This window comes from Aerococcus sanguinicola, from assembly GCF_008726925.1.
Classification (GTDB): domain Bacteria; phylum Bacillota; class Bacilli; order Lactobacillales; family Aerococcaceae; genus Aerococcus.
In genome coordinates this window covers 19087-44452 of record NZ_VYWO01000004.1, presented here as the reverse complement: position 1 = coordinate 44452, position 25366 = coordinate 19087, and the positions used below count along the sequence as shown (strand labels likewise).

General features: G+C 50.4%; 21 protein-coding genes. 17 read left to right on the top strand and 4 right to left on the bottom strand.

From position 1 onward, the window contains the following. Window positions 1-181: 181 nt before the first annotated feature. Window positions 182-1303: a M24 family metallopeptidase gene (locus tag F6I03_RS06635; protein ID WP_070431052.1), complete on the bottom strand. Its 1122-nt coding sequence runs from the start codon at window positions 1301-1303 to the stop codon at window positions 182-184. Window positions 1304-1389: 86 nt separating this feature from the next. Between F6I03_RS06635 and F6I03_RS06630 the strand changes: the two genes are divergently transcribed. From F6I03_RS06630 to F6I03_RS06585, 10 genes are all read left to right on the top strand, one after another. Further along, entirely contained in the window at window positions 1390-2106 is a 717-nt protein-coding gene (locus F6I03_RS06630; RefSeq protein WP_070431053.1) for a TraX family protein, read from the top strand. 23 nt (window positions 2107-2129) lie between these two features. Beyond that, window positions 2130-3503: a Sapep family Mn(2+)-dependent dipeptidase gene (locus F6I03_RS06625; RefSeq protein WP_070431054.1), complete on the top strand. Its 1374-nt coding sequence runs from the start codon at window positions 2130-2132 to the stop codon at window positions 3501-3503. Between the two features lie 722 nt (window positions 3504-4225). Continuing rightward, window positions 4226-5335 carry a mannonate dehydratase gene (gene uxuA / locus F6I03_RS06620; RefSeq protein ID WP_070431055.1) on the top strand — a complete coding sequence of 370 codons (1110 nt, stop codon included), beginning with the start codon at window positions 4226-4228 and terminating at the stop codon, window positions 5333-5335. Window positions 5336-5414: 79 nt separating this feature from the next. Then, complete coding sequence (locus tag F6I03_RS06615) at window positions 5415-6269, top strand: SDR family oxidoreductase (protein ID WP_070431056.1); 855 nt, start codon at window positions 5415-5417, stop codon at window positions 6267-6269. Window positions 6270-6380: 111 nt separating this feature from the next. Further along, window positions 6381-7232, top strand: a complete 852-nt coding sequence (locus F6I03_RS06610) for an HAD family hydrolase (protein ID WP_070431057.1) — start codon at window positions 6381-6383, stop codon at window positions 7230-7232. Between the two features lie 18 nt (window positions 7233-7250). After that, a complete protein-coding gene (locus F6I03_RS06605; RefSeq protein WP_070431058.1) occupies window positions 7251-7901 on the top strand; it encodes a bifunctional 2-keto-4-hydroxyglutarate aldolase/2-keto-3-deoxy-6-phosphogluconate aldolase in 651 nt (216 codons plus the stop codon). Further along, a complete protein-coding gene (locus F6I03_RS06600; RefSeq protein WP_070431059.1) occupies window positions 7901-8938 on the top strand; it encodes a sugar kinase in 1038 nt (345 codons plus the stop codon). Before F6I03_RS06605 ends, F6I03_RS06600 begins: the two co-directional genes overlap by 1 nt. A 25-nt stretch (window positions 8939-8963) precedes the next feature. Beyond that, a complete protein-coding gene (gene uxaC, locus F6I03_RS06595) occupies window positions 8964-10397 on the top strand; it encodes a glucuronate isomerase (RefSeq protein WP_070431060.1) in 1434 nt (477 codons plus the stop codon). 487 nt (window positions 10398-10884) lie between these two features. Beyond that, entirely contained in the window at window positions 10885-11619 is a 735-nt protein-coding gene (locus F6I03_RS06590; RefSeq protein ID WP_210383792.1) for an amino acid ABC transporter ATP-binding protein, read from the top strand. Between the two features lie 274 nt (window positions 11620-11893). After that, window positions 11894-13066 carry a hydroxymethylglutaryl-CoA synthase gene (locus F6I03_RS06585; RefSeq protein WP_070431061.1) on the top strand — a complete coding sequence of 391 codons (1173 nt, stop codon included), beginning with the start codon at window positions 11894-11896 and terminating at the stop codon, window positions 13064-13066. A 69-nt stretch (window positions 13067-13135) separates the two neighbouring features. Here F6I03_RS06585 and F6I03_RS06580 read toward each other — a convergent pair whose 3' ends face one another. Together F6I03_RS06580 and thrC are read right to left on the bottom strand one after the other, a co-directional pair. Further along, window positions 13136-14470, bottom strand: coding sequence for a hydroxymethylglutaryl-CoA reductase, degradative (locus F6I03_RS06580; RefSeq protein WP_070431062.1), 1335 nt, complete (start codon window positions 14468-14470; stop codon window positions 13136-13138). A 132-nt stretch (window positions 14471-14602) separates the two neighbouring features. Further along, window positions 14603-16084 (bottom strand): threonine synthase, encoded by a 1482-nt coding sequence (gene thrC, locus F6I03_RS06575; RefSeq protein ID WP_070431063.1) that lies wholly within the window; start codon window positions 16082-16084, stop codon window positions 14603-14605. A gap of 213 nt (window positions 16085-16297) precedes the next feature. On the opposite strand from thrC, the gene F6I03_RS06570 reads away from it, so the two are divergent. Further along, on the top strand, window positions 16298-16936 hold the full coding sequence (locus tag F6I03_RS06570) for a 50S ribosomal protein L25 (protein WP_070431064.1): 639 nt from the start codon (window positions 16298-16300) through the stop codon (window positions 16934-16936). Window positions 16937-17490: 554 nt separating this feature from the next. On the opposite strand, the gene F6I03_RS06565 is transcribed toward F6I03_RS06570, so the two are convergent. After that, a complete protein-coding gene (locus tag F6I03_RS06565; protein ID WP_070431065.1) occupies window positions 17491-18282 on the bottom strand; it encodes an ABC transporter ATP-binding protein in 792 nt (263 codons plus the stop codon). Between the two features lie 344 nt (window positions 18283-18626). Here F6I03_RS06565 and ilvB point away from each other — a divergent pair, with 344 nt between their 5' ends. The 6 genes from ilvB to F6I03_RS06535 all read left to right on the top strand — a co-directional run bounded on the left by ilvB (window position 18627) and on the right by F6I03_RS06535 (window position 25298). Continuing rightward, window positions 18627-20336, top strand: a complete 1710-nt coding sequence (gene ilvB / locus F6I03_RS06560) for a biosynthetic-type acetolactate synthase large subunit (protein ID WP_070431066.1) — start codon at window positions 18627-18629, stop codon at window positions 20334-20336. Then, window positions 20336-20635 (top strand): ACT domain-containing protein, encoded by a 300-nt coding sequence (locus F6I03_RS06555; RefSeq protein ID WP_070431067.1) that lies wholly within the window; start codon window positions 20336-20338, stop codon window positions 20633-20635. The genes ilvB and F6I03_RS06555 overlap by 1 nt, the downstream gene beginning before the upstream one ends. An 80-nt stretch (window positions 20636-20715) precedes the next feature. Then, window positions 20716-21726: a ketol-acid reductoisomerase gene (gene ilvC, locus F6I03_RS06550; RefSeq protein WP_070431068.1), complete on the top strand. Its 1011-nt coding sequence runs from the start codon at window positions 20716-20718 to the stop codon at window positions 21724-21726. A gap of 319 nt (window positions 21727-22045) precedes the next feature. Further along, window positions 22046-23305, top strand: a complete 1260-nt coding sequence (gene ilvA, locus F6I03_RS06545) for a threonine ammonia-lyase IlvA (protein WP_070431069.1) — start codon at window positions 22046-22048, stop codon at window positions 23303-23305. A gap of 321 nt (window positions 23306-23626) precedes the next feature. After that, window positions 23627-24835 carry a bifunctional phosphopantothenoylcysteine decarboxylase/phosphopantothenate--cysteine ligase CoaBC gene (gene coaBC / locus F6I03_RS06540; protein ID WP_070431070.1) on the top strand — a complete coding sequence of 403 codons (1209 nt, stop codon included), beginning with the start codon at window positions 23627-23629 and terminating at the stop codon, window positions 24833-24835. A gap of 28 nt (window positions 24836-24863) precedes the next feature. Next, the gene (locus F6I03_RS06535) at window positions 24864-25298 is read left to right on the top strand and encodes a hypothetical protein (RefSeq protein WP_070431071.1); all 435 of its coding nucleotides are present in this window, start codon (window positions 24864-24866) and stop codon (window positions 25296-25298) included. Window positions 25299-25366 lie beyond the last annotated feature (68 nt).

Sequence of the window (25366 nt, the reverse complement as noted above, 5' to 3'; positions counted from 1 at the left end):
TCAGCAAAGTGGAACGATCGGCTTACAGCCACTCTTATCCGCTTTGCCTCCAGTCATCCCTTTCTAAACGCTCTTGCTCTCACCCTTTAGTTGGGTTCGGTCTGGCAGCTTTCGTGTCACTTCACAAGTCCCCGCCGCAGTCTGTGAGACTGCTCTGGTGACTTGCTCCAGTGAACGAAAGCTAAGCGCCAGCCCTCTCACCCTTTATCGGAATAATCGTTAAGTCCTTGGGGTATTGGTTGATGACTTCGACGCCGTCTGTTTGGGCGATGACGAGGTCTTCGATGCGGACGGCTGTTTGGCCTTCTAGGTAGATGCCGGGTTCAATGGAGAAGCATTGGCCAGCTTCTATTGGCTTGGTATTGGCCTGGCTAACGTCTCCTGCTTCATGGGTTTCTTGGCCGATGGAGTGGCCGGTCCGGTGGATGAACTGGTCGCCGTAACCGGCTTGGGCGATGGTGGACCGGCAAGCGTTATCCACGTCTTTGAAACGGGCCTGGCCGACTTGGACAGCTGCGATGCCGGCTTCTTGGGCTTGGCGGGTCAGTTCATAGATGTCGCGGTCCAGGGGGTCGACCTGGCCATAATAGAAGGTCCGGGTCATATCTGAACAATAGCCTTGGTGGCGGCAACCAATGTCGACCACAATAGCGTCTCCTGGCTGAGGTCGGGTCTGGTCGGACAGGTGGTGGGGGTCAGCTCCATTGGCTCCGTAAGCAACGATGGGTTCGAAGCTAAATCCGCCATCTGCTCCTAGCTCTTGGTAGATATCTTCTAGGGCCCGGCAGGCTTCGATTTCGCTAGGGCCATAGGGGAGGACTTCTTCTACCAAGCGGGCCATGGCCTGGTCATTGAGCGCCGAGGCTTGGCGCAGGCGGTCCTGTTCCTCAGCTGATTTGATCCCCCGCTGCTGGTCCACCAACTGGCTGGCTAAGTTGAAATTACTTAAGGGATAGTTGCTGATGAGGGGCAGGAGGTAGTTAGCTGTCATCTGCTTGTCGATCCCGTAATTGCCCACTTCCTCTAGGGGGAGCTTTTTGAGGAGCTGGCTGAAGTCATCTTGGTCTTTGGTCCGAATGACTTGGAAGAGAGGGTCCACCTGGAAGCGGAAGAGCTCGTTCGCAACCAGGCAGGGCCTTCCTTCATGGGGCACGATGAGAAGCCAGAGCCGCTCCATGGGGTCGAGCAGGACACCGGTATAGTAATAGATACTGTAAGGATCCGTAATGAGGATTTGGTTCACATGCTGGGTTTCCAGCCGGTCTTGTAGGCCACTTAAACGGGCAGGATATTCATTTGCCATCCTGTCATCTCCTTTATGTCTTGATAGAAGCATTATAAAACAAATCACAGCCAAGAACAAAAAGATTCAGAGAAAGAGGGAAACAAATGGAAAAGAGACTAGGAAAGGATCAGAAGGGCCCTATCTTCTCCTTAACAGGGGCGCAATTGAAACTTTATGCTATGCTGGCTATGTTTATCGACCATGCGGCAGTGGTCTTTATTGAACCCCAGCTTCTGCTTCCGACAGGTCTGTCTAGTACAATCTTAGGCCTGCTCTATCTCTTCTTGCGGGCTATCGGGCGGATAGCTTTTCCTATCTTTTGCTTTCTACTGATTGAGGGCTTCGTCCATACCCGGTCGGTCAAGGCCTATGCGGGGCGTTTGACCTTGCTCGCCTTCTTATCGGAATTGCCCTTCGACCTGGCCCTCTCCAGACAGGTCCTGGACTGGTCCCATCAGAATGTCTTTTTTACTTTAGTTGCAGCCCTCTTAGCACTGGTGGCCATCGATCAAGACCGCTTGCCCTGGTTTAAAATCTTGGGGCCCCTGGCTTTAATGCTTATCGCCCAGCTGGGGCAATTTGACTACGGTTATTTTGGGGTGGCCTTGGTAGTTCTCCTCTATCTGAGCCGGCATAACCGCTTCTACCAGGCCTTAGTGGGGACCCTGGCATCGATCTGGGAGGGGCTTGGTGTTGTGATTGCTTACTTCTTAATCTACCAATATAATGGAGAGAAGGGACGAGCCAATACCCGCTGGCTCTACTTCCTCTATCCGGCCCACTTGCTCTTGTATGCGGGGCTCCGTCACTTGCTGCTGTAATGAATTAGAAAGAGGTGGCACAGATGTTAGCCATTAACTACGATGCTTATTTTGAGGACCTATTGACCGACCTCAAGGCCCTGGTCCGAATTCCATCCGTCCGTGATGAGGGGACGGCTTCAACGGAGGCTCCCTATGGTCAAGAAATCCGGCGGGCCTTAGACTTTATGACCGAACTGGGACAAGCAGCAGGACTGACTGTTCAAAATTATGCCCAGGAGGCCATTGCCATGGACCTGCCGGGGCAATTATCGACGCCCCACCGGATTGATGTGGTCAGCCATTTGGATGTAGTCCAGGTGGGCAGTCATTGGACCCGGCCTGCTTTTGATGCCGTCGTTGAGGATGGCAAGCTCTATGGGCGCGGGGTCAATGATATGAAACGGTCCTGCCTCTTGGTCTTCTATGCCATGAAGATCATCCAGGACTACCAGATCCCTCTCCGCAACCAGCTCCGCCTGGTCTATGGTTCCGATGAAGAGACCGAGATGTTGGACTTGGATCCTTACTTGCACCAGGAGGGCCAACCGGACTTTGCCTTCACCCCGGATGGAATTTTCCCAGTCTGTGTGGGGGAATTCGGTGCCATTACCTGGGAGTTTAAGAAAGATCTGACAGGCTATGGGCCCGTCCTCGAACTGACGGGTGGAGAGGGAGCCAATGTGGTGCCTTCCCAGGCCCAAGCTCGCTTGGCCGGGGACTACCAAGAAGTTATCCAGGCTTATCTTGACCAACGGGACTGGTCGGGCCAAGTGACCTACCAGGCTGGGGAGACTCACTTAAGGTTGGACGGTAAGGGGGCCCATGCCTCGGAACCCCAGCTCGGTGTCAATGCCATCAGCCGGCTTTTCCAAATCCTAGGCGACGGCTTAGACTTAGCGGTCTTTAGGGAACTGGCTCAAGCTTTCACCCCCTATGATGGGTCGGGGCTGGGGATTGCCTATGCCAGCCAGGAAATGGGGGCTTTGACTTTCAACCTAGGTTTAGTCAACTTCCAAGCCCAGACTGGCATGACCCTGGCAGTTGATTGCCGCTTTCCAAATGGGTCGACCTCAGATGAGCTAAAGGAAAAAATCCAAAGTCAACTGCCAGACTGGCAAATCCAAGCCAGTTTCGATGTCCCAGTGACCCTGGAAGAGGCTGACCGGCCCGCTGTCCAGCTCTTGTCCCAGACCTTCGCCCAACACTTCCCGAAAGAAAGCCAGACGCCGCTGATCGGCAAGGCAGTTTCCTATAGTAAGAAAGTGGCCAATTGTATCAGCTTCGGAGCCAACTTCCAGGAGGATCCTGAATTGGCCCACCAAGCAGATGAATATATCGCTATCGACACCCTCATCCCCCTCCTTCGTTTATATACGGAGAGTATGATCAAGCTGGGCCAGGCCAAGGAATTGTAGGCTGAACCGTGTCAGACAGATAGACAAAAGAAAAAAAGCAGAAGCTCCTGCGAGGATGGGCTTCTGCTTTTTTGCTTACTGGTTGATGGCTTAATCTTCTTTATTGCTGAGGTAGATACTTTGGATAATGGTGAAGATGATTAAAATCACATACCAGAGGATTTTGCGGTTACGCTTTTTTTGGGCTTTGGATGTTGCCATTGGATTCACCTCACTCTTTTTTTCTTAACCAGTATAGCATAGTTACAGCTTGGAAACCATTACAAAAGTGTCTGGGGAAGCTTTCAAATACAATTTTCATCACTTCCAACGATTAATTAATATTCAGGCGGACAGATTTACCAAGCCCTGTCAGATGCCCGCGACCAGGTGGAATTACAGAATATCCCTGCCCAAGAAGCCCTGGGCCAAGCACAAAAAGAGCACAAAAAGCCCAGGATGATTATTGGGATTCCAAATCAAAAGAATAGCCCAAGCCATGGCAAGTGCCAGCTTAAGTTGAAACGCTTTCGCGCCAAATCAAGGCTTTGAGACCGTCAAGTGAAAGCCTGCACATGAAAGCGCTGTAAATATATTTATATAAACTATTAAAAAACTCGCCTTTTCAAGCAAGTCTACTTGATATAATTATCGCTTATAAGGTACAATTGACTTAGAACACTGTGGATAAGCTTGGGCAACCAATGTCCCACAAGTTTTTTGTGAAAAGGAGAAGATAAAATATGGAAATGAGTTTTAGATGGTATGGCCATCATGACCCAGTAAAGCTGGAAGATATCCGTGTCATTCCAGGCATGCAAGGTATCGTGACAGCTGTTTATGATGTGCCAGTAGGGGAAGCATGGCCTCTAGAAAACATCGAAAAATTAAAAGCTTCAGTTGAGGAACAAGGGATGCACATCTCAGTGATTGAATCCATTCCTGTCCATGAAGATATCAAATTAGGTAAGCCAAACCGCGACGAATTGATTGAAAATTATAAAGAATCGATCCGAAATGTCGGTAAGGCTGGCATTCCAGTCGTATGCTACAACTTCATGCCTGTCTTTGACTGGACCCGTACGGACTTAGAATACCTTCTTCCTGATGGTTCCACCTGCTTGGCCTTCTTCAAGGATGAAGCAGACGCTGTGGACCCAATCAATGGGGACTTTAGCCTACCAGGTTGGGATGCTTCTTATACTAAAGAAGAAATGGCCCAAGTCTTCGCTGACTATGCAGAAGTCGATGAAGAAAAATTATGGGAAAATTTAGAATATTTCCTTAAAGAAATTATTCCAGTGGCTGAGGAAGCTGGCGTGAAAATGGCTATCCACCCTGATGATCCACCCTACTCAATCTTCGGCTTGCCACGTATTATCACTGGCTTAGACGCTGTGAAACGCTTCTTAGATATCGTGGATTCACCAAGCAACGGGATCACTATGGACCACGGCTGCTACTTCTCCGATGGGAAGAACGATGTGGATGCGATTATGGAATATGCCCTTAAACGCGACCGGATCAACTTCGTCCATGCCCGTAACGTCCAAGCTGGCGACTGGGGCTTCATGGAAACTGGCCACTTGTCTGCTAACGGGGACGTGGACTTCTACAGCATGATGGACCTCTTAGTGAAATATGGCTGGGAAGGCCCAATCCGCCCAGACCACGGCCGCCGCATCTGGGGCGACCAAATTGAAACACCAGGTTACGGCCTCTATGACCGTGCCCTAGGGGTTGCCTACATTAACGGCCTCTACGAAGCGCTCTGCCACAAGTATGACCGCAAGCCAGACTTCGGCCAAGCCGTTTATCCACACGACGAAGAGTTACTTAAGAACCGTAAGTAAGAAAGAGTGTGTGACAAAAGACCTTGAGGCCTGAGCCTCAAGAGTCACACCCTGTAATTTAGAAAGAAGGAATGCAAAAATGGCAAATAATCCATATGTTCATGATTTTTCAGGCAAGACTGTTGTGTTAACTGGTGCAGGTGGGATTATTGTTTCTAAGTTAGCTGAAGGCTTTGCGCAAGCTGGCGCTAATGTGGCTTTGCTTGACTTAAATGAAGATGCGGCGAATGAAGCTGCTGAGAAGATCAACGCTTTAGGCGGGGGTCAAGCTAAGGGTTACAAATGTAATGTTTTAGACAAAGAAAACTTAGAAGCTGTTCGCCAACAATTAAACGAAGATTTTGGTCCATGTGACATCTTAGTTAACGGTGCAGGTGGTAACAGCCCACGTGCAACGACAGATAACGAATTCCACGAAGAAGGTTTAGACGAAGAAACCACGACTTTCTTCGACTTGGATCCAGAAGGCGTTAACTTTGTCTTCAGCTTAAACTTCCAAGGGACCTTACTCCCAACCCAAGTTTTCGCTAAAGACATGGTAGGGCGTGAAGGGGCAAACATCATTAATGTCTCATCAATGAATGCCTTCACTCCATTAACCAAGATCCCAGCTTACTCAGGAGCTAAGGCAGCCATCTCTAACTTCACCCAATGGTTGGCTGTTCACTTCTCTAAAGTTGGCGTGCGTTGCAATGCGATTGCACCTGGTTTCCTTGTGTCCCACCAAAACATTGACTTAATGTTTGAAGAAGACCACGAAACCTTAAAACCACGTGGTAACAAGATCATTACCAATACCCCAATGGGCCGCTTCGGCGAACCTGATGAAATGGTTGGACCAACCCTCTTCTTAGCTGATGAAAAATCTGCCAGCTTTGTTAACGGGGTTATCATCCCAATCGATGGTGGTTTCGCTGCTTACTCAGGTGTTTAATCTGAGCGAGCTGATTTAGATGAATGAACGGGAAAGGCTTAAGCAGGAAAGTGACTTTGTTTAAGCCTTTTCCTTAGTGGTTGGAAAATATCAATTTAAGGAGGAATTATCTTGGCAAATTTACCTGAACAATTTACGAAACAAAGAGACTATTTAGTTTGCGTGGATTCTGATGGCTGTGCAATGGATACGATGAATGTGAAGCACTTCGAATATTTCGGACCTTTAGCAGCGGATGAATTCAATATTCAAAACAAGGACCAGTTCCAAGAAGACTGGAACCGGGTTAACCTCTTCTCCTCAACTCGGGGGATTAACCGTTTCAAAGCCTTAGTGATTTGCTTGAACAATGCTAAAGAAGCTGGGGAAGATATCATCAACATTGATGCCTTGGCTGAGTGGACAGAAACAACTTCATCCTTATCCAATGGGTCTTTAGAAGAAGCCTTGAAGGACCAAGACGATGAGTCACTCAAACATGCGCTGTCTTGGTCACAACGCGTGAATAAGGGGATTGAAGAAGAATTAGCAGGCAATGACAAGCCTTTCCCAGGGGCTAAAGATGGCTTGGCTGCGATTAGCCAAAAGGCCGACCTCGCTATTGTATCTTCTGCTAACTCAGAAGCTCTGAACTCTGAATGGACCCGCCATGGTTTGATGGACTATGTCGATGTGGTCTACGGTCAAGAAGCGGGCTCTAAGAAAGATGCCATTGCCAATCTCTTAGAACACGGCTATGACAAGCACAAGATCTTAATGGTCGGGGATGCACCTGGCGACTTGAAGGCAGCAACTGACAACGGCGTTCTCTTCTATCCCATTATCTTTGGTCAAGAAGAAGAAAGTTGGGCTGGCTTAGAAAATACGGGCTTAGACAAGTTCTTGAATGACGACTATGCAGGTCAATACCAAGAAAGCAAGGTCAAAGACTTCGAAGATAACTTAGCTAAGCACGATAAATAATTAGGAGGGAATTCACCAATGGCAAAAAAAGCTGAAACAATTGTACAAATGAAAGAAAACTATCTCTTCGCTGTTATCCGCGGTGAAAGCGAAGAAGATGGCTATGTCATCTCTAAAGCCTGCTATGAAGGCGGCGTTAAGAACATTGAAGTTACCTTCTCAACACCAGGGGCAGAACGCGTGATGGCTCGCTTAGCAGAAGAGTTCAAGGGCACCGACATGGTCGTTGGGGCTGGGACAGTTTTAGATCCTGTTACCGCTCGTATCGCCATCTTAAACGGGGCAGACTTCATCGTTTCCCCTGCTTGGAACCCAGAAGTTGCTAAGATCTGTAATCTCTATACGGTTCCTTATCTGCCAGGCTGTGGTTCAGCAACTGAAATCCAAGAAGCCTTAACCTTAGGCTGCGAAATCGTCAAAGTCTTCCCAGGTGGCGTTCTTGGTTCTGGCTTCATCAAAGACATCCATGGCCCACTTCCTCAAGTGGAATTAATGCCTTCTGGTGGCGTGAACATTGACAACATGGAAGAATGGATCAACAAAGGTGCTTGGGCTGTTGGTGTGGGCTCAGCACTTACCAAAAACTACAAAGCAGAAGGGGCAGAAGGGGTCAAAGCAACAGCTAAAGAATTTGCGGACCGCCTAGCTGCAATCTTGGCTGATAAGTAATGCTTAAAAAAGTTGTGACTTTAGGGGAACTCCTGCTCCGTCTGACGACAGAGAGCAGTGAGCGTTTCTCCCAAGCCCAAAATTTTGAAGCAACATTTGGTGGGTCTGAAGCTAATATTGCCGCCACCATTGCCCACCTTGGAATGTGGGCCAGCTTTATCTCAGCTGTTCCAGCCAATGAGATTGGGGACGCTGCAGTTGAATTTATGCGTAAGAATGGGGTACACACCGGCTACATCCTGCACCAAGGTCCGCGCCTAGGGATCTATTTTGCAGAGAAGGGCCACTCCATCCGTCCCTCTAAGATTGTTTATGACCGGCAATATTCGTCCTTTGTGGAATCGACGGTCGATGACTATGACTTCGACTTAATCTTCGAAGATGCCAACTGGTTCCATACCTCTGGGATCACAGCGGCTCTGTCACCTGAGCTCTTCGAACTCAGTAAACAGTGTATGATCGAAGCCAAACGCCGGGGCATGAAGGTCAGCCTGGACTTGAACTACCGAGCGAGTCTCTGGGGCTTTGAAGAAGCCCGCCATGCCATGGCCGAATTGGCACCTTATGCGGACCTCTTGATTGGGATCGAACCGCTCTTCTTACCTGATGTGGATGGGAATGATTATAAGGACAACCGGGACATCCACCTTCCTTATGACTTCAATACCATTACACCTATTCTCGAGCAGATCGCTTCCCACTACAAGTTGGAGAAGATCGCACTGACCAAGCGTAAGGTCATCAACGCGAGCCGCAACATCCTCCAATCCTACCTCTACGATGCCAAGGATAATGAACTCTATCCGTCCAATGTCTTTGATGTGGATATCATCGACCGGATCGGGGGCGGGGATGCCTTCGCAGCGGGCTTGATCTATGCCTTGAATACCGATAAGTACACCGATGCTGAAGCTATCCAGTTCGCCAATGCGACCTTTGCCTTGAAGCATACCATTCCAGGCGACATGGCTATCGTAAATCTGAAAGATGTCGAATCCCTCATGCACCGGGGGAGCAACTTCGACGTCCAACGCTAAAGCAATAGAAAGGGGCAATCCATTTATGCCATTTATTAATGACGACTTTATGTTACAGAGTGAAAGCGCCAAGCACCTCTACCATGACTTTGCAAAAGATATGCCAATCTATGACTTCCACTGCCACTTAAGCCCACAAGAAATCGCGGAAGACCATGAATTTGCGAATGCAACGGAACTCTTCCTCGGCGGGGACCACTACAAATGGCGTGGTTTACGTGCTATGGGCTATCCTGAAGCCTTAATTACGGGGGATGCAGCACCGGAAGACAAGTTCAAGGCATGGGCTGAAACCGTTCCAAATACAATCGGGAACCCTCTCTTCCACTGGAATGCTTTGGAATTGAAACGTTATTTTGGTATCGATGAAATCTTATCGTCAGACAACTGGAAAGAAATCTACGATAAGGTAAATACCAAATTACAAGACGAAAAATTAACCGCCCGTCAATTGATCAAGGACTCAAATGTTACCTTTATCTGTACCACTGATAACCCCTTCGATAGCTTGGAATACCACAAGCAAATTGCGGAAGATGATTCTTTCGATGTTGACGTGGTACCTGGCTTCCGTCCAGATGGGGCCTTCAAGGCAGGGGAAGAAGCCTTCGTTGACTTCTTAGCCAAGATGGAAGAAGCGAACGGTATCCATATCGATTCCTTCGCGAAGTTAATGGAATCCTTGGAAGACCGGATCAAATTCTTCGGTGAGCACGGGTCTCACGTTTCTGACCACGGCCTCAAAGTCTTAGCTTACGCTGATGCGACAGAAGAAGAAGTCGAAGACATCTTCCAAAAAGCAGCTAAGGGCCAAGCTTTGACCGAATTAGAATACGCTAAATTCCAAAGTGCCCTCTTAGTGGAATTGATGAAGATCTACAAACGCGAAGACTTTGTATTCCAAATCCACTTTGGTGCCATCCGTGACAACTCCACCCGGATGTTTGAAAAGACTGGCTTCGACTCTGGTTTAGACTCCATCAATGACCAAGGCAATGTCGCTGAAGCTCTCAACCGTCTCTTAGATGCGGCTGACAAGACCGATGAATTGCCTAAGACCATTATCTACCCATTGAACCCAACCTACTTTGACTTGGTAGCAACAACTTTAGCTAACTTCCAAGGCAATGAAGATGGTCAGAAGAGCCGTTGCCAATTAGGTTCCGGCTGGTGGTTCAACGATACCAAGTATGGGATGTTGAAACAATTCAAGTCTTATGCTGAAGCTGGTCTCTTGATGAACTTTGTCGGCATGTTAACCGACTCACGGAGCTTCACCTCTTACACCCGCCACGAATACTTCCGTCGCCTCTTCTGTGACTACATCGGCGACTTGGTTGAACGTGGTGAAATCCCTAATGATGACGCCCTCTTAGAGAAACTCATCACCAATGTCTGCTATAACAATGCGGTAAACTTCTTCTACGATGAAGAAAAAACCGTCGAAATTGGCAAATAACTTGCAAATTTTATAGCATCCGTTACAATAGAAGTAGCTGGAGAATGACAGAAGGGAGTGACACTTACGAATGACGATGCTAAAGCAAAGCTTAGTGAGTGTTACGCGTGCCGGTCATCCTTCATGCCCAAAATCTTATATTGTCAAATCCAACTAGCCCGCTTTTTGCTGGGCTAGTTTTTCTTTTTGCAGGAAGGAGTGACTGGATTGTTCTTGCTTTTCAATCAATTTCAACAGAAAGGTTAAGGTGATCCAATGCCAATTAAGGCCGTATCTCGCTATTAGGCGTTACATAATAAAGATAAAAAATAAAGGAGACCAGCTGGAGGGCTGGTCTTTTATTAGTGTTGAAAAAGTTTATTTAGGCTAACTAATCTCTCATGATCTTTCTTGTAATAAATTTTCCAGAATAGCTGTTAGTTTGTCATATATTTGATATAATAGGACTACTTAATTAAGAGATTGATGAGAAAGCGAAAGGATGATCATGATGGATAAAGTCGTCGTAAACGGGCTAAAGAAGAGCTTTGGCGATAATGAGGTATTAAAGGATATTAATTTCAAGGTGGCTGAAGGGGAAGTGGTTTGTGTGATTGGCCCTTCAGGTTCCGGGAAATCAACCATGCTGCGTTGTCTGAATCGCTTAGAAGATATTGATGCGGGAGAAGTGATCGTGGATGGTGTCAATATTTCTGATCCTTCGATCGATATTAACAAGGCTCGGGAGAATGTGGGCATGGTCTTCCAGCAGTTCAACCTCTTCCCCCATCTTACCGTCCAAGAAAATATAGCCTTGGCCCCTGTGGAATTAAATAAGATGAGCCAAGCTGAAGCGGACCAGAAAGCCCTCGAACTCTTGGATACGGTGGGCTTGGAGGATAAGGCGGACGCCTATCCCAACTCCTTGTCTGGGGGCCAACAACAGCGGGTGGCTATTGCCCGGGCCCTAGCTATGAACCCTGACCTGATGCTCTTTGACGAACCGACTTCTGCCCTGGACCCCGAAATGGTAGGAGATGTTCTAGAAGTGATGAAGGACTTGGCAGAAGAAGGGATGACCATGGTGATTGTGACCCACGAAATGGGCTTTGCCCGCGAGGTTTCTGACCGGGTCGTCTTCATGGATGGGGGCTATATTGTGGAAGAGGATGTTCCTGAAAAACTCTTCACCCAACCTGAAAATGAACGGACTAAGAGCTTCTTGGATAAGGTGCTCCACTAAGAATAGAGATTATACGAGGCCATGTTCAATGCGTGCATGGCTTTTTTGTTTTCACTGATTGTGTGGGGAGGAATTTTTTTGGTCTTGAAAGGATCAAAGGGCTTCTTTTAGAGGTCAGGTTGAGCAAGTCCTTGCCTCTAGCTCGCTTCTTTACCAGTTCTTAAATAAGATTGGTACATATTTACGGCTAAAGATGATAAAATAACAATTGACTATATTCGAATTTCTGGGACGTTGACCAGTTTTAAAATAATCAAGTATGGGAGAAGATAGTATGCAGAATTTAGCTGTGGGTATTGATAAGATGAACTTCTATGCGCCAGGCTACTTCGTCGATATGGCGAATTTAGCCCATGCGCGCGACGTTGACCCGAAGAAATTTAAGGAGGGGATCGGCCAGGACCAGATGGCTGTCCCTCCAATCAGCCAGGACATTGTAACCATGGGGGCCAATGCTGCTGTTTTCTTAACGGAGGCAGACAAGGCAGCGATTGATATGGTTCTGGTGGGCACGGAGAGTGGGATTGACCAGTCCAAGTCTTCCGCTGTCTACATCCACCACTTGCTGGGTATCCAGCCTTTTGCTCGGTCGGTGGAGTTCAAGGAAGCCTGCTATAGCGCAACGGCAGCCCTCCACCTGGGCTTGGACTATGTGCGCAGCCATCCCGAGCGTAAAGTGCTCGTCGTAGCTTCCGATATTGCCCGCTATGGCTTGGAGACCTCCGGGGAGGCGACCCAGGGGGCAGGGGCGGTTGCCATGCTGCTCTCTGCCAATCCGAGCCTAGCCCTAGTGGACCCAGTATCTGCCTTCATGACGGAAGACGTGATGGACTTCTGGCGGCCTAACTATACGGACAAGGCCATGGTGGATGGCAAGCTCTCCCTCCGCCAGTACACCCATGTTCTGGAACAAGTTTGGGAGAAGTACCAAGAAGAAACAGGCTTAACTTTGGATGACTTCGAAGCCATCTGCTTCCACCTGCCTTACACCAAGATGGGGCTTAAGGGCCTCCGTCGCCTGATGCGGGGGGCGTCTGACGCTAAGAAGGACAGCTTGCGGACCTATTTTGAGGCTAGCGAAGTCTACAGCCGGCGGATCGGCAATGTCTATACCGGCTCGCTCTATCTCAGCTTGATCAGCCTCTTGGACCAGGCTGATAGCCTCAAAGCGGGCGACCGGATTGGCATGTACAGCTACGGTTCAGGATCGGTGGGCGAATTCTTCAGCCTGACCCTGGCAGAGGGCTTCCAAGCCGGCCAGCATAAAGCGGCCCATGAAGCCTTCCTCGACCAGCGCGAAGAAGTGTCAGTCGAACGCTACGAGGAACTCTTTAATGACCGCCTGCCGAGTGATGGCAGCCAGCTCAATCTGACGCCTGCTCATCCGAGCGAGACCTACTATGTCCAGGGTATGGCCGCCCACCAACGCCGCTATGGGAAGAAATAAAAATCAAATAAAGACAAAGAAATACCTCTGCTAGGGAATGCCAGCAGAGGTATTTCTTTAGCTCTGATATTAATACTTATTCTTTTCTTGCCGGAGTTCAGCTAAGAGTTCACGGGCTGTTTCTTGGTTGATGGTCGAGCTATCAGCTAGGGCAGCGGCCAGCTGGGCAACTTCTTCGCCCTCGGCACCAACCTGGATGGCGACAGACCGGGCGTGGAGGGCCATATGTCCGGACTGGATACCCTCCGACACCAGGGCTCGGAGTGCGGCGAGGTTCTGGGCCAGGCCAATAGCCGCGATCACCTGCATGAGCTCTTGGGCGGGTAAGTGGCCGAGTAGGTCCTGGCTTAACTTGGCCTGGGGATGGATACCGATAGAACCCCCAACTGTGCCTACTGCTAGGGGCAGGCAGAGCTGGCCTCGGAGGGTCTCCGCTTGGGCATCATAGTCCCAAGTGGCGAGGCCGCGGTAGGCCCCATCCTTAGCGGCATAGGAGTGGGCACCGGCTTCGATGGCCCGCCAGTCATTGCCAGTGGCGACAACAACCGCATCAATTCCATTCATGATCCCCTTGTTGTGGGTGGCTGCCCGGTAGGGGTCGACCTGGGCCAGGTCGCTGGCATAGGCAATCCGCTGGGCGACCAGGCTACCAGCTAGCCCTGGACGGCTGAGCTTGCGCGCTGGAATTTCACAGCTTACCTCAACCAGGCATTGGTCAGCATGGTTGGAGAGGATGGCCATGAGGGGATCGAAGACAGGGCTGGCGTCACTGGCCAGGCTCTGGTTGAGGGCCTGGCAGCTCTTCAGCTTGACGGCCTCCAACATGGTGTTCATCATATTGGCCCCCATGGCTTCCTGGGTATCCACATCCAGGTAGATGAGGTAGAAGCCCCGGTCCTTGTAGGGGTAATAGGCCGAACGGACCGCGCGTGGGCCACCTCCATACTTGAGGATGGCGGGATAGGCCGAGCGCGCCCAGTCCAAGATGTCGCCTTCATGGGCACTGACCCAATCTTCGAAGTGATTTTGGAGGTCCGGATCAGCAGGACCTGTCAGGCAGACCTGGCCCGTCATTAGGCGGGACTTGACCTGGGCCTTGAAGCCAGAACCGGCATTAACGATTTGCCCGGCGAAGTTGCTGGCGGCAACTACGCTGGGTTCTTCGGTTACCATGGGCACGATATAGGCCTTGTCATTGACGGTCAAGTTCAGACTCAGGCCCATGGGAATCTGGTAGGTCGTGATGACATTTTCAATCATCTGGTCGGCCATCTCCAGGGATAGGCCCTGGCCCCCAGTGAGCGCTTGGTAACTTTCAGGACTCAGGATCCCTGCCTCTTCGAGGACCTGCCAGCGTTCTTGCAAGTCTTTTTTGTGAAAATGTCGCCATATTTTTTTGCTCATGGTGGAATCGCTCCTTTATTGTCATTGCCTTAAGTATAATATATTCCCAGCCTTTAGACAAAAGATTGGGAAGATGAAAAATGCCCCAAAGCAGGCTGCAAGACCTAGTTTGGGGACATTCGATTTATTCTTTTAATCTTCCACAATCTTCAGCACTTGGTCTTCCATTTGGTCGATAGACAGGATGTCTTTGTCGCGGACGGGGGCGCTTTCGAGTTCCTGGATGGCTTGAGGATAGGCAAGACCGCTCAGTTCGCGCAGGCTAGCCAGGCGGTCGCTGATGCTGGCTTGGCTGGCATCTTGACCAATGGCTTCAAGCACTGTAGCTGGGAATTTGTAAGGGCTGGCGGTGGAGATGATGACGCCTGCCTGGCCCGCTTCATGGTCAGCTAAGTACTTGCCATAGCTCCGTGAAGCCACAGCAGTGTGGGGGTCCATGAGATAGCCTGTGCGGTCGAAGACGGTCTTAATTTCATCCTTGGTCTCTGCCTCGCTGGCGTATTCCCCGCTTAGCCCCTGGAAGGCTTGGAGCTCTTCAGACGTTACTTGGTAGCGGCCATCTTGGTCCAGCTGGTCCATGAGCCGAGTCAGCTCCTGGCTATCATCGCCTAGGGCATGGTAGAGCATGCGCTCGAAGTTGGAGGAGACGAGGATGTCCATGGAAGGGGAGATGGTTAGCTTGAAGTCACGCTTGCGGTTATAGGTCCCAGTCTGGAAGAAGTCGTAGAGGACCTTGTTGTCGTTAGAAGCACAGATGAGTTGCTTGACCGGCAGACCACAGCGTTGGCCGTAATAAGCTGCCAAGATATTCCCGAAGTTTCCTGTTGGTACGGTGAAGTCGATGGCCTCGCCCGCCGTGATGGCGCCGGTCTTGACCAATTGGGCATAGGCATAGAAGTAGTAGACCACTTGGGGCAGGAGCCGGCCGATATTCATGGAGTTGGCAGAAGAGAACTGGGCCCCTTGGTCGGCTAGCTTTTGGCGCAGGTCGGGGTCGTTGAAGAGGGCCTTGACCTTGGTCTGGGCATCATCGAAGTTGCCCTTTACCGCATAGACATAGGTATTGGCCCCTTTTTGGGTGAGCATCTGCTTCTCTTGGATGTCGCTCACCCCGCCTTCTGGATAGAAGACCGCAATCTTGGTAGACGGCACATCGGCGAAGCCAGCCATGGCGGCCTTACCGGTATCCCCTGAGGTGGCCGTCAGGATGATGATTTCTTTATCATTGTGGTTAATTTCAGCTGCCTTGGTCATCAGATGGGGCAGGATCGACAGGGCCATATCCTTGAAGGCGATGGTTGCTCCGTGGAAGAGCTCCAAATGATAGCGGTCGCCCACTTGAACAAGCGGCGCAATTTTGGGATCATCGAACTTTTGGTCATAGGCAGCGTCGATGCAGGCACGGAGGTCTTCCGGACGGTAGTCATCGAGGAAGGGGCTGAGGATGAAGGCTGCCATTTCTTGGTAGGAGTAGTCTTTAAGCTGGTCCCAGTCCAGGTCCAGTTGGGGGAAGGATTGGGGAACATAGAGCCCGCCGTCTGGTGCTAGCCCCTGGAGGATAGCCTGGGAAGCTGAGACGACTTGCTTGGGATTGCGGGTGGATTGATAGTACATGGTGGGTCTCCTTTTTAATATTTTTGAGTTGATTCTAATAGTTATATCATAATTGAATTTTATAGACATTTGCAACTGTATTCTTGCAAAATTATGCTATAATAAGGGATACATAGGATTATGATTTGAAGACTTGAAAATAGTCTATTGCTTATGATAAGATTAAAAAGTATCTATTTTTAGGTAAACGAATCGATTTCAGGAGGTAAATACATGAAATTTGTAGCAAAGAAACGTGAAGCTGCAGGGACAAACGCATCTAAGAAATTACGTCAAGAAGACTTAGTACCAGGCGTTGTTTATGCAAGCGACCTTGAACCAATTAACATTAGCATGGAACGTGCTGACGTTGAATTAATCGAACGCGAACTCGGGATCAACTCCGTCTTCGAACTCGAAATTGAAGGCGAAGAAACACGCACCGTCTTCCTACGTGACATCTCACGTGCGGCCTTGAAGCCAATTATCTATAATGTCAACCTTCAAGCTATCAAGAAGGGTGAAAAACTTGAAATGGATATCCCAGTTTACATCGAAAACGAAGACAAACTGGCTAACCCAGACGGCGTAGCTGCCTTGAACTTCTTCGAAGTAACTGTTGAAATCGACCCAGCTACCGCACCAGAATACATCGTAGCTGACGTTGAAGGCTTAGATATCGGCGAAAACATCACCGTTGGCGACTTGACCTTCGAAGGCATCGAAAACGCTGAAATCATCACCGACCCAGAAGAAGTTATCGTCTCTATCGCTGTTCCTACTGAAGAAGCAGAAGTAGACGAAGACGTAGTCGAAGCCGAACCAGAAGTTATCAACGAAAAAGAAGCCAAAATCGTTGAAGAAGACGACTAATTATAATGATGTTACAAAAGTCACCTTATTGACTTTTGTGATCAATTTAAAAAGCTGGAGTAAAATCCAGCTTTTTTTGATGCAATGCTTTTTAATTTGAATACTAGCTTTGTTAAGGGCCAAGACGGCAGGACCGTCTTGCAGAGATTATTTTACCCGCTCGAGTTACAATTGGGTCTTACGAGTGTGGATACCTGTTTACTAAACCACACCCGGGGGCTCTGATTGTATGTTGATGGCTAGCAAGCCACACTTAGAAGGTTCGAATGTGGGTTAACGGCTCTCAAGCCACACTCGACCTGTCTGGTGGAATGTTGGCATTCCCTTACCCACACTCGCATTTTTTAATTGTGGGTTGGCAGCTTCCGATAGCCTTTCCAATAAATTTTCAATGGCAAGGGATTAATCAGGCTTCTGAGAGCGGCCTGCGAACAGAGACATCCGCTAAAAAAGTAGGTGGTGTCCAAGTCGCAAACCAGCGCTCCAATCGCAAGTTGCCGGTTCCCAAGTCGCAAACCAGCGCTCCATTCGCAAGTTCGCGCGAGCAATCCCCCTTAGCGCGGCACAACGAGGACGCGTTGGTCTTTGTAGGGGAGGCAGTCGACGGGCTTGCCGTAGAAGTCGGTCAGTAGGCGCTCTTGGAGCATGTCCTGGCGGGGGCCCTGGGCGAAGACTTGGCCTTCTTTGAGTAGGAGGACGTGTTGGAAGAGCTGGCTGATGTCTTCGCTCCGGTGGCTGATCATAACCAGGCTCAGGCCTTCTTCCTGGCTCACTTCACCCAGGAAGACGAGGAGCCGTTCCCGTGCGAAGAGATCCAGGGCGTTGAAGGGTTCGTCGAGGATCAGGAGCTCGGGCTTGGTTATCAGCCCTCTTAGGATCAGGATTTTTTGCTTCTCCCCTTGGGAGAGGGTGGCGAAGGGCCGGTCCTCTAAGTCTTGGCAGTCGAAGCGGGCTAGGAGTTCTTGGGCGGCCAGCTTTTCCTTGGGGCCGACAGCCTGGTAGAGGCCGAAGCTTGCGAAGAGACCGCTCAGGACGATCTTCAGCACCGAGTCATTCTCAGGTAGGCGGTATTCCAGCCAGGAAGAGACCAGGCCAATCCGTCGTTTGAGCCGCGAGATATTGGTTTGGCCGAAGCGTTCACCGAGTACCGTTACTTGTCCCGAGCTCGGCCAGTCGTAGCCACTCAGGATATGGATCAGAGTCGACTTACCTGAACCGTTTAAGCCGAGCAGGGCCCAGTGTTCGCCGCTTTGGATCTTGAAGTTGATATCTTTTAGGATGGGGCGTCCCTGCCGGTAGTAGCTCACCTTGTTCAGGCTCAGGACGCTGGCATTATCATGGGTCATGTCAAAACCTCCTCTATACTATTAGCCTTATTTTAGCATGAAATTCAGAATAAAAACCACTTTCATAAGAATTAAATGATAATATTATTAGAAATCCTATTGACAAATGAGATTGGGCTCAGTATAATCAATTTATCGATTAAGAAAGGAGTTCCACTCATGAAAATGTCTAAGAATTTTAAACAAGTGAATATTTTAGTCATTTTACACAGCTAGGACTGGACTGATTGAGATCAGCTTCGAGTCCTATTCGGCTTTGTAGAGTGGGACATAGCATCCCATGCAAGCATTGGGATGCTTTTATTTTAACTAAAGTGTAAGTAAGCAGAAGGATGGGTGGTTTAATGGCAAAGGAAGAAGAGACAAAACAGGGCATGCAGCTCCTTGTTGAAGCCTTGAATAAGGAAGGGGTAGACGTCATATTTGGTTACCCTGGAGGAGCGGTCCTTGATCTGTATGACCAATTCTTCAAGAACGGTACCAACCACGTCTTAGCCCGGCACGAACAAGGGGCGGGGCATATGGCCGATGGTTATGCCCGGGCGAGCGGTAAGACGGGCGTCAGCGTAGTAACGTCGGGACCTGGTGCGACCAATATTGTCACCGCAGTGGCAACGGCCCAGATGGATTCAGTGCCCATGGTCGTGATCTCGGGTCAGGTTGCCCAAGCTGGCATCGGCAAGGACGCCTTCCAGGAAACTGACGTGATCGGTGTGATGACGCCAATTACTAAGTACTGCGTCCAAGTGCGGGATGCCCGCGATATTCCACGCATCGTCAAAGAAGCCTTCTATATTGCCAATTCAGGGCGGAAGGGTGTCGTGGTGGTTGACATTCCTAAGAATGTAGGCCAGCAGATGGTGCCGGTGGATGAAGTGAACACAGAGATCTACTTGCCCGGTTATCAGCCTGAGAAGCAACAAAAGATTACGAATAATGAGCATATTCAGAATATTATGGAAGTAATCCAAGCCAGCAAAAAGCCTCTGCTCCTTGTGGGGGGCGGGATTGCTAAGGCCAATGCCGAAGAAGACCTGCGCGAATTCGTCCATACCCACAAGATTCCAGTGGTCGCAACACTCTTGGGCTTGGGAGCTGTTGACAGCAAGGACCCTTACTTCCTCGGCATGGGCGGGATGCATGGCTCTTACGCCGCTAACATGGCGCTCATGAATACGGACTGTTTGATCAATATCGGCTCACGCTTCGATGACCGGGTGGCTTCGGTGCCAGACAACTTTGCACCAGGGGCTAAGATCATCCACATCGATATCGATGCGTCAGAAATCGGCAAAGTCATCCAACCTGACTTTGAACTCATTGCGGATGCCAAGGTCGCCCTGGAAGCCCTCAATGCGGCCGCCCTCTCCAACTACCAGTCCTCAGCTGACTGGGTGGCCTTCCACAAGCAAAACTTGGCCGACCACCCCATGGCCCTGCCAGAAGCCCGGTCGACCATCCGCCCAGAAGCGGCGATTGCTTACCTGGGTGAGAAGACCGATGGCGAGGCCTTGATTGTGACGGACGTGGGCCAGCACCAGATGTGGGCCGCCCAATTCTATCCTGTCCGCCACACCAATCAATTCTTGACCAGTGGCGGGCTAGGCACCATGGGTTATGGCGTGCCCGCAGCGATTGGGGCAGCCTTTGGGGCTAAGGAAGGCCAGGATGTCGTGGCCATTGTCGGCGACGGAGGCTTCCAGATGACCAACCAAGAACTGAATATCTTGTCTTCCTACCCTGTCAAACCTAAGTTCATGATCCTGAACAATGAGGTTCTCGGCATGGTCCACCAATGGCAGGATAAGTTCTATGGCCAACGCTACTCCCATTCTGAATTCTTGGACAAGAACCCAGACTTTGTCAAGCTCTCTGAAGCGCTAGGGGTCAAGGCAGCCCGGGTCAGCGATCCAGCTGAACTAGAAGCCGCCATTGATGCCATGCTAGCCTATGACGGGCCTTATGTCCTTGAGGTTCGGATTGCCAAGGATGAACTGGTGCTCCCAATGGTTCCAGCAGGTAAACCCAATAATGAAATGGAGGGATTAGGCTAATGGAATCTCGTATCATTCAAACCCGGGTAGTGAACCGGCCAGGGGTCCTCAACCGGATCACCCAGACCGTGCTCAAACCTGGCTACAACATCGATACCCTTACCTTGCAATATGCCGGGGGTTCAGCTGATTCCAGCGCTGAATTTTCCATCATTACCCTAGGCATTAAATTCGCCGACCAGGCAGCGGTTGAGCTCTTGATGAACCAACTCGAGAAGCAGATCGATGTCATCTACGCGGTCGATATCACAGACGGTCTTCCCAGCGACCAAGAGCGCGAAGACCAATCCATTTATTAGGTAGTAACTTACTCTTTGGAGTAAATAATAATTACTATGGCAACCCTCGCGGTGTCTAAAAAAATTAGGAGGAAATAATTATGGCTACAATTTATTACGAAAAGGATGTACAAAACAACGCACTAGAAGGCAAGAAAATTGCGGTTCTTGGCTACGGTTCCCAAGGGGGCGCGCACGCTAAGAACTTACGCGACTCTGGCCAAGATGTTATCATCGGGATTCGCGAAGGGAGCTCAGCTGACCGCGCTCGCGAAGACGGCTTCGAAGTTTTCCCTGTAGCTGAAGCCAGCAAGCAAGCAGATATCGTGATGGTGCTTTTACCAGACGAAATCCAAGCGGACGTTTATGAAGCAGAAATCAAAGATAACTTAGAAGCAGGCAATGCCTTAGCCTTCGCCCATGGTTTTAACATCCACTTCGGAACCATTAAACCAGCAGAAGATATCGACGTCTTCATGGTTGCTCCTAAGGGCCCAGGCCACTTAGTTCGCCGCGAATTTGAAAACGGCTCAGCTGTTCCTGCCTTAGTCGCTGTTGCTCAAGATGCAACGGGCAAGGCCCACGACATCGCCTTATCATGGGCAGACGGTATCGGCGCTACCCGCGTTGGGGTTCTAGAAACAACCTTCAAGGAAGAAACAGAAACCGACCTCTTCGGCGAACAAAACGTCCTCATGGGTGGGGTGACTCACTTGATCGAAGCGGGCTTCGAAGTTTTAGTTGAAGCAGGTTACCAACCTGAATCTGCTTACTTTGAAACTTGCCACGAAATGAAATTAATCGTTGACTTGATCTATGAAGGTGGGATGTCCCACATGCGTCAATCCTGCTCTAACACCGCAGAATACGGCGACTATGTAACAGGTCCACGTGTCATCGGCCCAGAAGTTAAAGAAGCCATGAAAGCTTCCCTCAAACGCATCCAAGACGGCGACTTTGCCCGTGAATTCGTGAATGACTACAAGAACGGCTTCCCTGAATTCCACAAGATGCGTGAAAAAGAAGCCAGCCACCAAATCGAAGAAGTGGGCGAAGAGCTTCGCGATATGATGCCATTTGTTAAGAAGAATAAAGTCGACACTAAGAATTAATTCAAGAGAGTGTGACAAAAGTCGTTCAGGCCTGAACCAGCTAACGCATACTATATCTGTAACTCGCTGCGCTTCGAACAGCTATAGCAACTGTCCGTGAACTATGAAAAATCGTTAGCCAACGATTTTCCATAGTTCGTGAAGTGGATGTCAGGGCTGACTTTTGGAACAGGTTTTGAAGAACTTCGTGATTAAATAAAGGGACTGGCAGTTTTACTCCAGGCTCAGTAATTAATTCAAGCGACGATAAAGTGAGAAGGATTGCCTGTTAAGCGGTCCTTCTTATCTTTCCGGCACTTGATTTGGAAGGAAGGTATTTATGTCTGAATTAGTCACCAAAGAAGAGGTCCTCGACGCCTATCGTAGCTTGCGTCAAGATCTCCCCCAAACCCCATTACAATATGATAGTTATTTATCTGAGAAGTACCAAGCGCGGATTTACTTGAAGCGTGAAGACCTGCAAGTGGTGCGGTCTTTCAAGATCCGTGGGGCCTACTATGCCATCAACCAACTCTCAGATGAAGACTTGGCCAAGGGGGTTATTTGTGCTTCAGCCGGTAACCATGCCCAAGGGGTAGCCTATACTGCTCAGAAGAAAGGGATCCAGGCTGTGATTTTCATGCCGAATACGACCCCTAATCAAAAGATTAGCCAGGTCCAATACTTTGGGGGTGACTTTGTTGACATTCAGATTGAAGGCGATACCTTCGATGAATCCAACCGGGCAGCCCATGCCTATGCCAAGGAGCATGGCCTCAGCTTCATCGAACCCTATGATGACCTAGACGTGATGCGCGGCCAAGGGACCCTGGCAGTTGAAGTCCACCAAGACCTGGTGGCTGAGGGGCAACAAGCTGACTACTTCCTCGTCCAAGTCGGCGGGGGCGGCTTGATCTCTGGCGTTTCGGCCTATGTCAAAGACGCCATGCCCGAAACCAAGGTCATCGGGGTTGAACCAACTGGCGCGGCTTCCATGAAGGCTGCCCTCGACGCGGGTGCCCCCACGGCCTTGGAACGCGTGGACAAATTCTGCGACGGGACAGCAGTTGGCGAAGCTGGCCAGCTCACCTTCCAACATGTCAAGGCCAATGTGGATGACATCTGCCTGGTCCCAGAAGGTCTAGCTGCTCAAGCCATCTTGGAACTCTACACCAAGCAAGCCATCGTGGCTGAACCCTCAGGCGCCCTGAGCGTTGCCGCCCTCGAGCTTTTAGCTGACCAGATCAAGGGCAAAACCGTGGTCTGCTTAATCTCCGGCGGGAACAACGACATCAACCGCATGGCCGAAATCGAAGAGAAGGCCCTGATCTATGAAGGCATCAAGCACTACTTCATCGTCAACTTCCCACAAAGAGCCGGTGCCCTCAGAGAATTCGTTACCGACGTCCTCGGCCCAGGCGACGACATCTCCGTCTTCGAATACACCAAGCGCAAGAGCCACTCCAGCGGCCCCGTGCTGATTGGCATTGACCTCGCTGAAGCCGGGTCCATCCACGGCCTCAAAGACCGCATGGCCGCCTTCGACCCCAATTACATCGACATCTCCGAAAACTCAACCCTCTATCAATTTCTTGTATAGGGCGTGAGGGCGCGCGGGTAGCTTCGATAAATGAAGAAATCCTCCAGTTTTTATGCTGGAGGTTTTTTTCTTTAGAAAAGATCAGAGTGACTAGGAGAAACGGCCAAAAGGGCAGCCGCTATGACCGTAAGGCGCTGAGAAGCGGCCAAAAGGGCAGCCGCTATGACCGTAACGTGCTGAGAAACGGCCATAAGGCGAGCAAAGTGGCAGTTTCTCAGCCACACGGCTTGCCTGGCCTGACACCAGGCTTGTTTTTTATTGGGAGTGGAAGCAATCTGTGCTATACTTTAAGCAAAATATCCGATTAAATGGAGGGGTTGTGTGTTAACAGGTAAACAGATTGCAGTGGTGGTGACTGGTGGGATTGCGGCTTATAAGGTGCCCGGCTTGGTCCGTCTCTTGATCCGGGCAGGGGCTTCGGTTCGTGTGGCCCTGACACCGGCTGCGGAACGTTTTGTGACGGCGGAGACCTTTGAAGTGCTGACCAAGTATCCCGTCTTGCGCGAAGGAGGAGCTTATCCTGACCCGGTGGCCCATATTGCCTTGGCGGACTGGGCCGACCTGAGCGTGATGGTGCCTGCCACGGCGAATAGCTTGGGGAAAATGGCCCAGGGATTAGCCGACAACGAGGCGCTAAGCAGTCTTCTGGCCAATGCGGGACCGGTCGTCTTCGTGCCTGCTATGAACCATAAGATGTGGGCCAATCCTGGGGTGCAAAGAAATGTCGCCCGCCTGCGTGCGGATGGCCACTCCGTCCTAGAGCCGGCTACGGGCTTTTTGGCAGAGGGTTATGAAGGGAAGGGGCGGATGCCGGAGATTGAGGAGATCTATGCCGGGATTGAAGCCTTCTTCGCCTGCCAGGCCTTGGACCAGCCCCTCGATCTTAGCGGTCAGCGGTTGGTGGTTAGCGCTGGGGGAACGGAGGAAGCTCTTGACCCCGTCCGCTATCTCTCCAACCGCTCTTCCGGGAAGATGGGGACCGCCCTCGCCCATGTTGCCCTCCTGGCTGGCGCCCAAGTGACCCTGGTACAGACCCCTTCAGCGCAGCAGCTCCCGGTCCTGCCTGGGATTAAGACCCGGCCGGTAACGACTGCCCAAGAGCTGGCCCAAGCCATGCATGAAGAGATCCAAGGGGCGGACATCCTCGTCATGGCCGCTGCCGTGAGTGACTACCGGGCCGCCCATGCCTCTGACCAAAAGATTAAAAAACAAGACCAGGACCAGGGCCTCCACTTGGACCTGGCAGAGAATCCGGATATCCTAGCTAGCCTGCCCAAAGACCAGGCCTTCGTCATCGGCTTTGCGGCAGAGACCCAGCATGTGGTGGACTATGCCCGGCAAAAACTCGAGAAGAAGGGGGCCCATATGATCGTTGCCAACGATGTCAGCCAGGCGGACATCGGTTTCGCTAGCGAGGACAATGCCGTCCACCTGGTGACGCCGACAGAGGTCCGCTCCATCGCAAAGCAATCCAAGTATGGCATTGCGGCCCAGATCCTGGCCCAAGCCCTTAAGGAAAAAAGTAAGTAGCTTTTAAGCATAAGGAGGCTCTTTATTAATGAAGACACGGAAAGCTTTGAAAGTCTGCAATCTCTTCCCAGCCCTGTACTTCTCTCTTCTGGGACTGGCCTTCGTTAGCCTGCCCCTCGTTGCTTCCACCATGGGAGAGGGGGCCTTCATGGACACGCTCGTCGGGCTGGCCTTTGCCCTGGCCATCGGTTCAGGCTTCTTTGTGGGGGTTTGGACCTTGCTGAGCTTAGCCTTGACTGCCTGGCATTTCATCGCAAGGAAAGGGACTAAGCCGCGTCCCCTCTACCGGCAAGCCGCCCTCACCTTCGTCTTGGCAGGTCTCTTCTTCTTCAGCTTCGGCATAGAAGACCGCCTGCTCGCGATCTTTGGACAAGATCAGACCTGGCTGCTGAATCTCATTTACTTTGTCATCCTCATCCTATCCTTTGTCCTCGCTTGGCCGCATAATCGGTCGCTAGGCTAAGCCAATAAAAAGGCTGAAACCGCAAAAGTTCCAGCCTTTTTTGTATCGAAGTGAAGTGATTTTGACTT

Coding starts and splice junctions, on each gene's coding strand:
- ilvA (WP_070431069.1), top strand. CDS start 22,046: ATGTCTGAATTAGTCACCAAAGAAGAGGTCCTCGACGCCTATCGTAGC.
- F6I03_RS06635 (WP_070431052.1), bottom strand. CDS start 1,303: ATGGCAAATGAATATCCTGCCCGTTTAAGTGGCCTACAAGACCGGCTG.
- F6I03_RS06565 (WP_070431065.1), bottom strand. CDS start 18,282: ATGACCCATGATAATGCCAGCGTCCTGAGCCTGAACAAGGTGAGCTAC.
- uxuA (WP_070431055.1), top strand. CDS start 4,226: ATGGAAATGAGTTTTAGATGGTATGGCCATCATGACCCAGTAAAGCTG.
- F6I03_RS06625 (WP_070431054.1), top strand. CDS start 2,130: ATGTTAGCCATTAACTACGATGCTTATTTTGAGGACCTATTGACCGAC.
- uxaC (WP_070431060.1), top strand. CDS start 8,964: ATGCCATTTATTAATGACGACTTTATGTTACAGAGTGAAAGCGCCAAG.
- thrC (WP_070431063.1), bottom strand. CDS start 16,084: ATGTACTATCAATCCACCCGCAATCCCAAGCAAGTCGTCTCAGCTTCC.
- ilvB (WP_070431066.1), top strand. CDS start 18,627: ATGGCAAAGGAAGAAGAGACAAAACAGGGCATGCAGCTCCTTGTTGAA.
- F6I03_RS06590 (WP_210383792.1), top strand. CDS start 10,885: ATGATGGATAAAGTCGTCGTAAACGGGCTAAAGAAGAGCTTTGGCGAT.
- F6I03_RS06615 (WP_070431056.1), top strand. CDS start 5,415: ATGGCAAATAATCCATATGTTCATGATTTTTCAGGCAAGACTGTTGTG.
- F6I03_RS06555 (WP_070431067.1), top strand. CDS start 20,336: ATGGAATCTCGTATCATTCAAACCCGGGTAGTGAACCGGCCAGGGGTC.
- ilvC (WP_070431068.1), top strand. CDS start 20,716: ATGGCTACAATTTATTACGAAAAGGATGTACAAAACAACGCACTAGAA.
- F6I03_RS06600 (WP_070431059.1), top strand. CDS start 7,901: ATGCTTAAAAAAGTTGTGACTTTAGGGGAACTCCTGCTCCGTCTGACG.
- F6I03_RS06580 (WP_070431062.1), bottom strand. CDS start 14,470: ATGAGCAAAAAAATATGGCGACATTTTCACAAAAAAGACTTGCAAGAA.
- F6I03_RS06535 (WP_070431071.1), top strand. CDS start 24,864: ATGAAGACACGGAAAGCTTTGAAAGTCTGCAATCTCTTCCCAGCCCTG.
- F6I03_RS06630 (WP_070431053.1), top strand. CDS start 1,390: ATGGAAAAGAGACTAGGAAAGGATCAGAAGGGCCCTATCTTCTCCTTA.
- F6I03_RS06585 (WP_070431061.1), top strand. CDS start 11,894: ATGCAGAATTTAGCTGTGGGTATTGATAAGATGAACTTCTATGCGCCA.
- F6I03_RS06570 (WP_070431064.1), top strand. CDS start 16,298: ATGAAATTTGTAGCAAAGAAACGTGAAGCTGCAGGGACAAACGCATCT.
- F6I03_RS06605 (WP_070431058.1), top strand. CDS start 7,251: ATGGCAAAAAAAGCTGAAACAATTGTACAAATGAAAGAAAACTATCTC.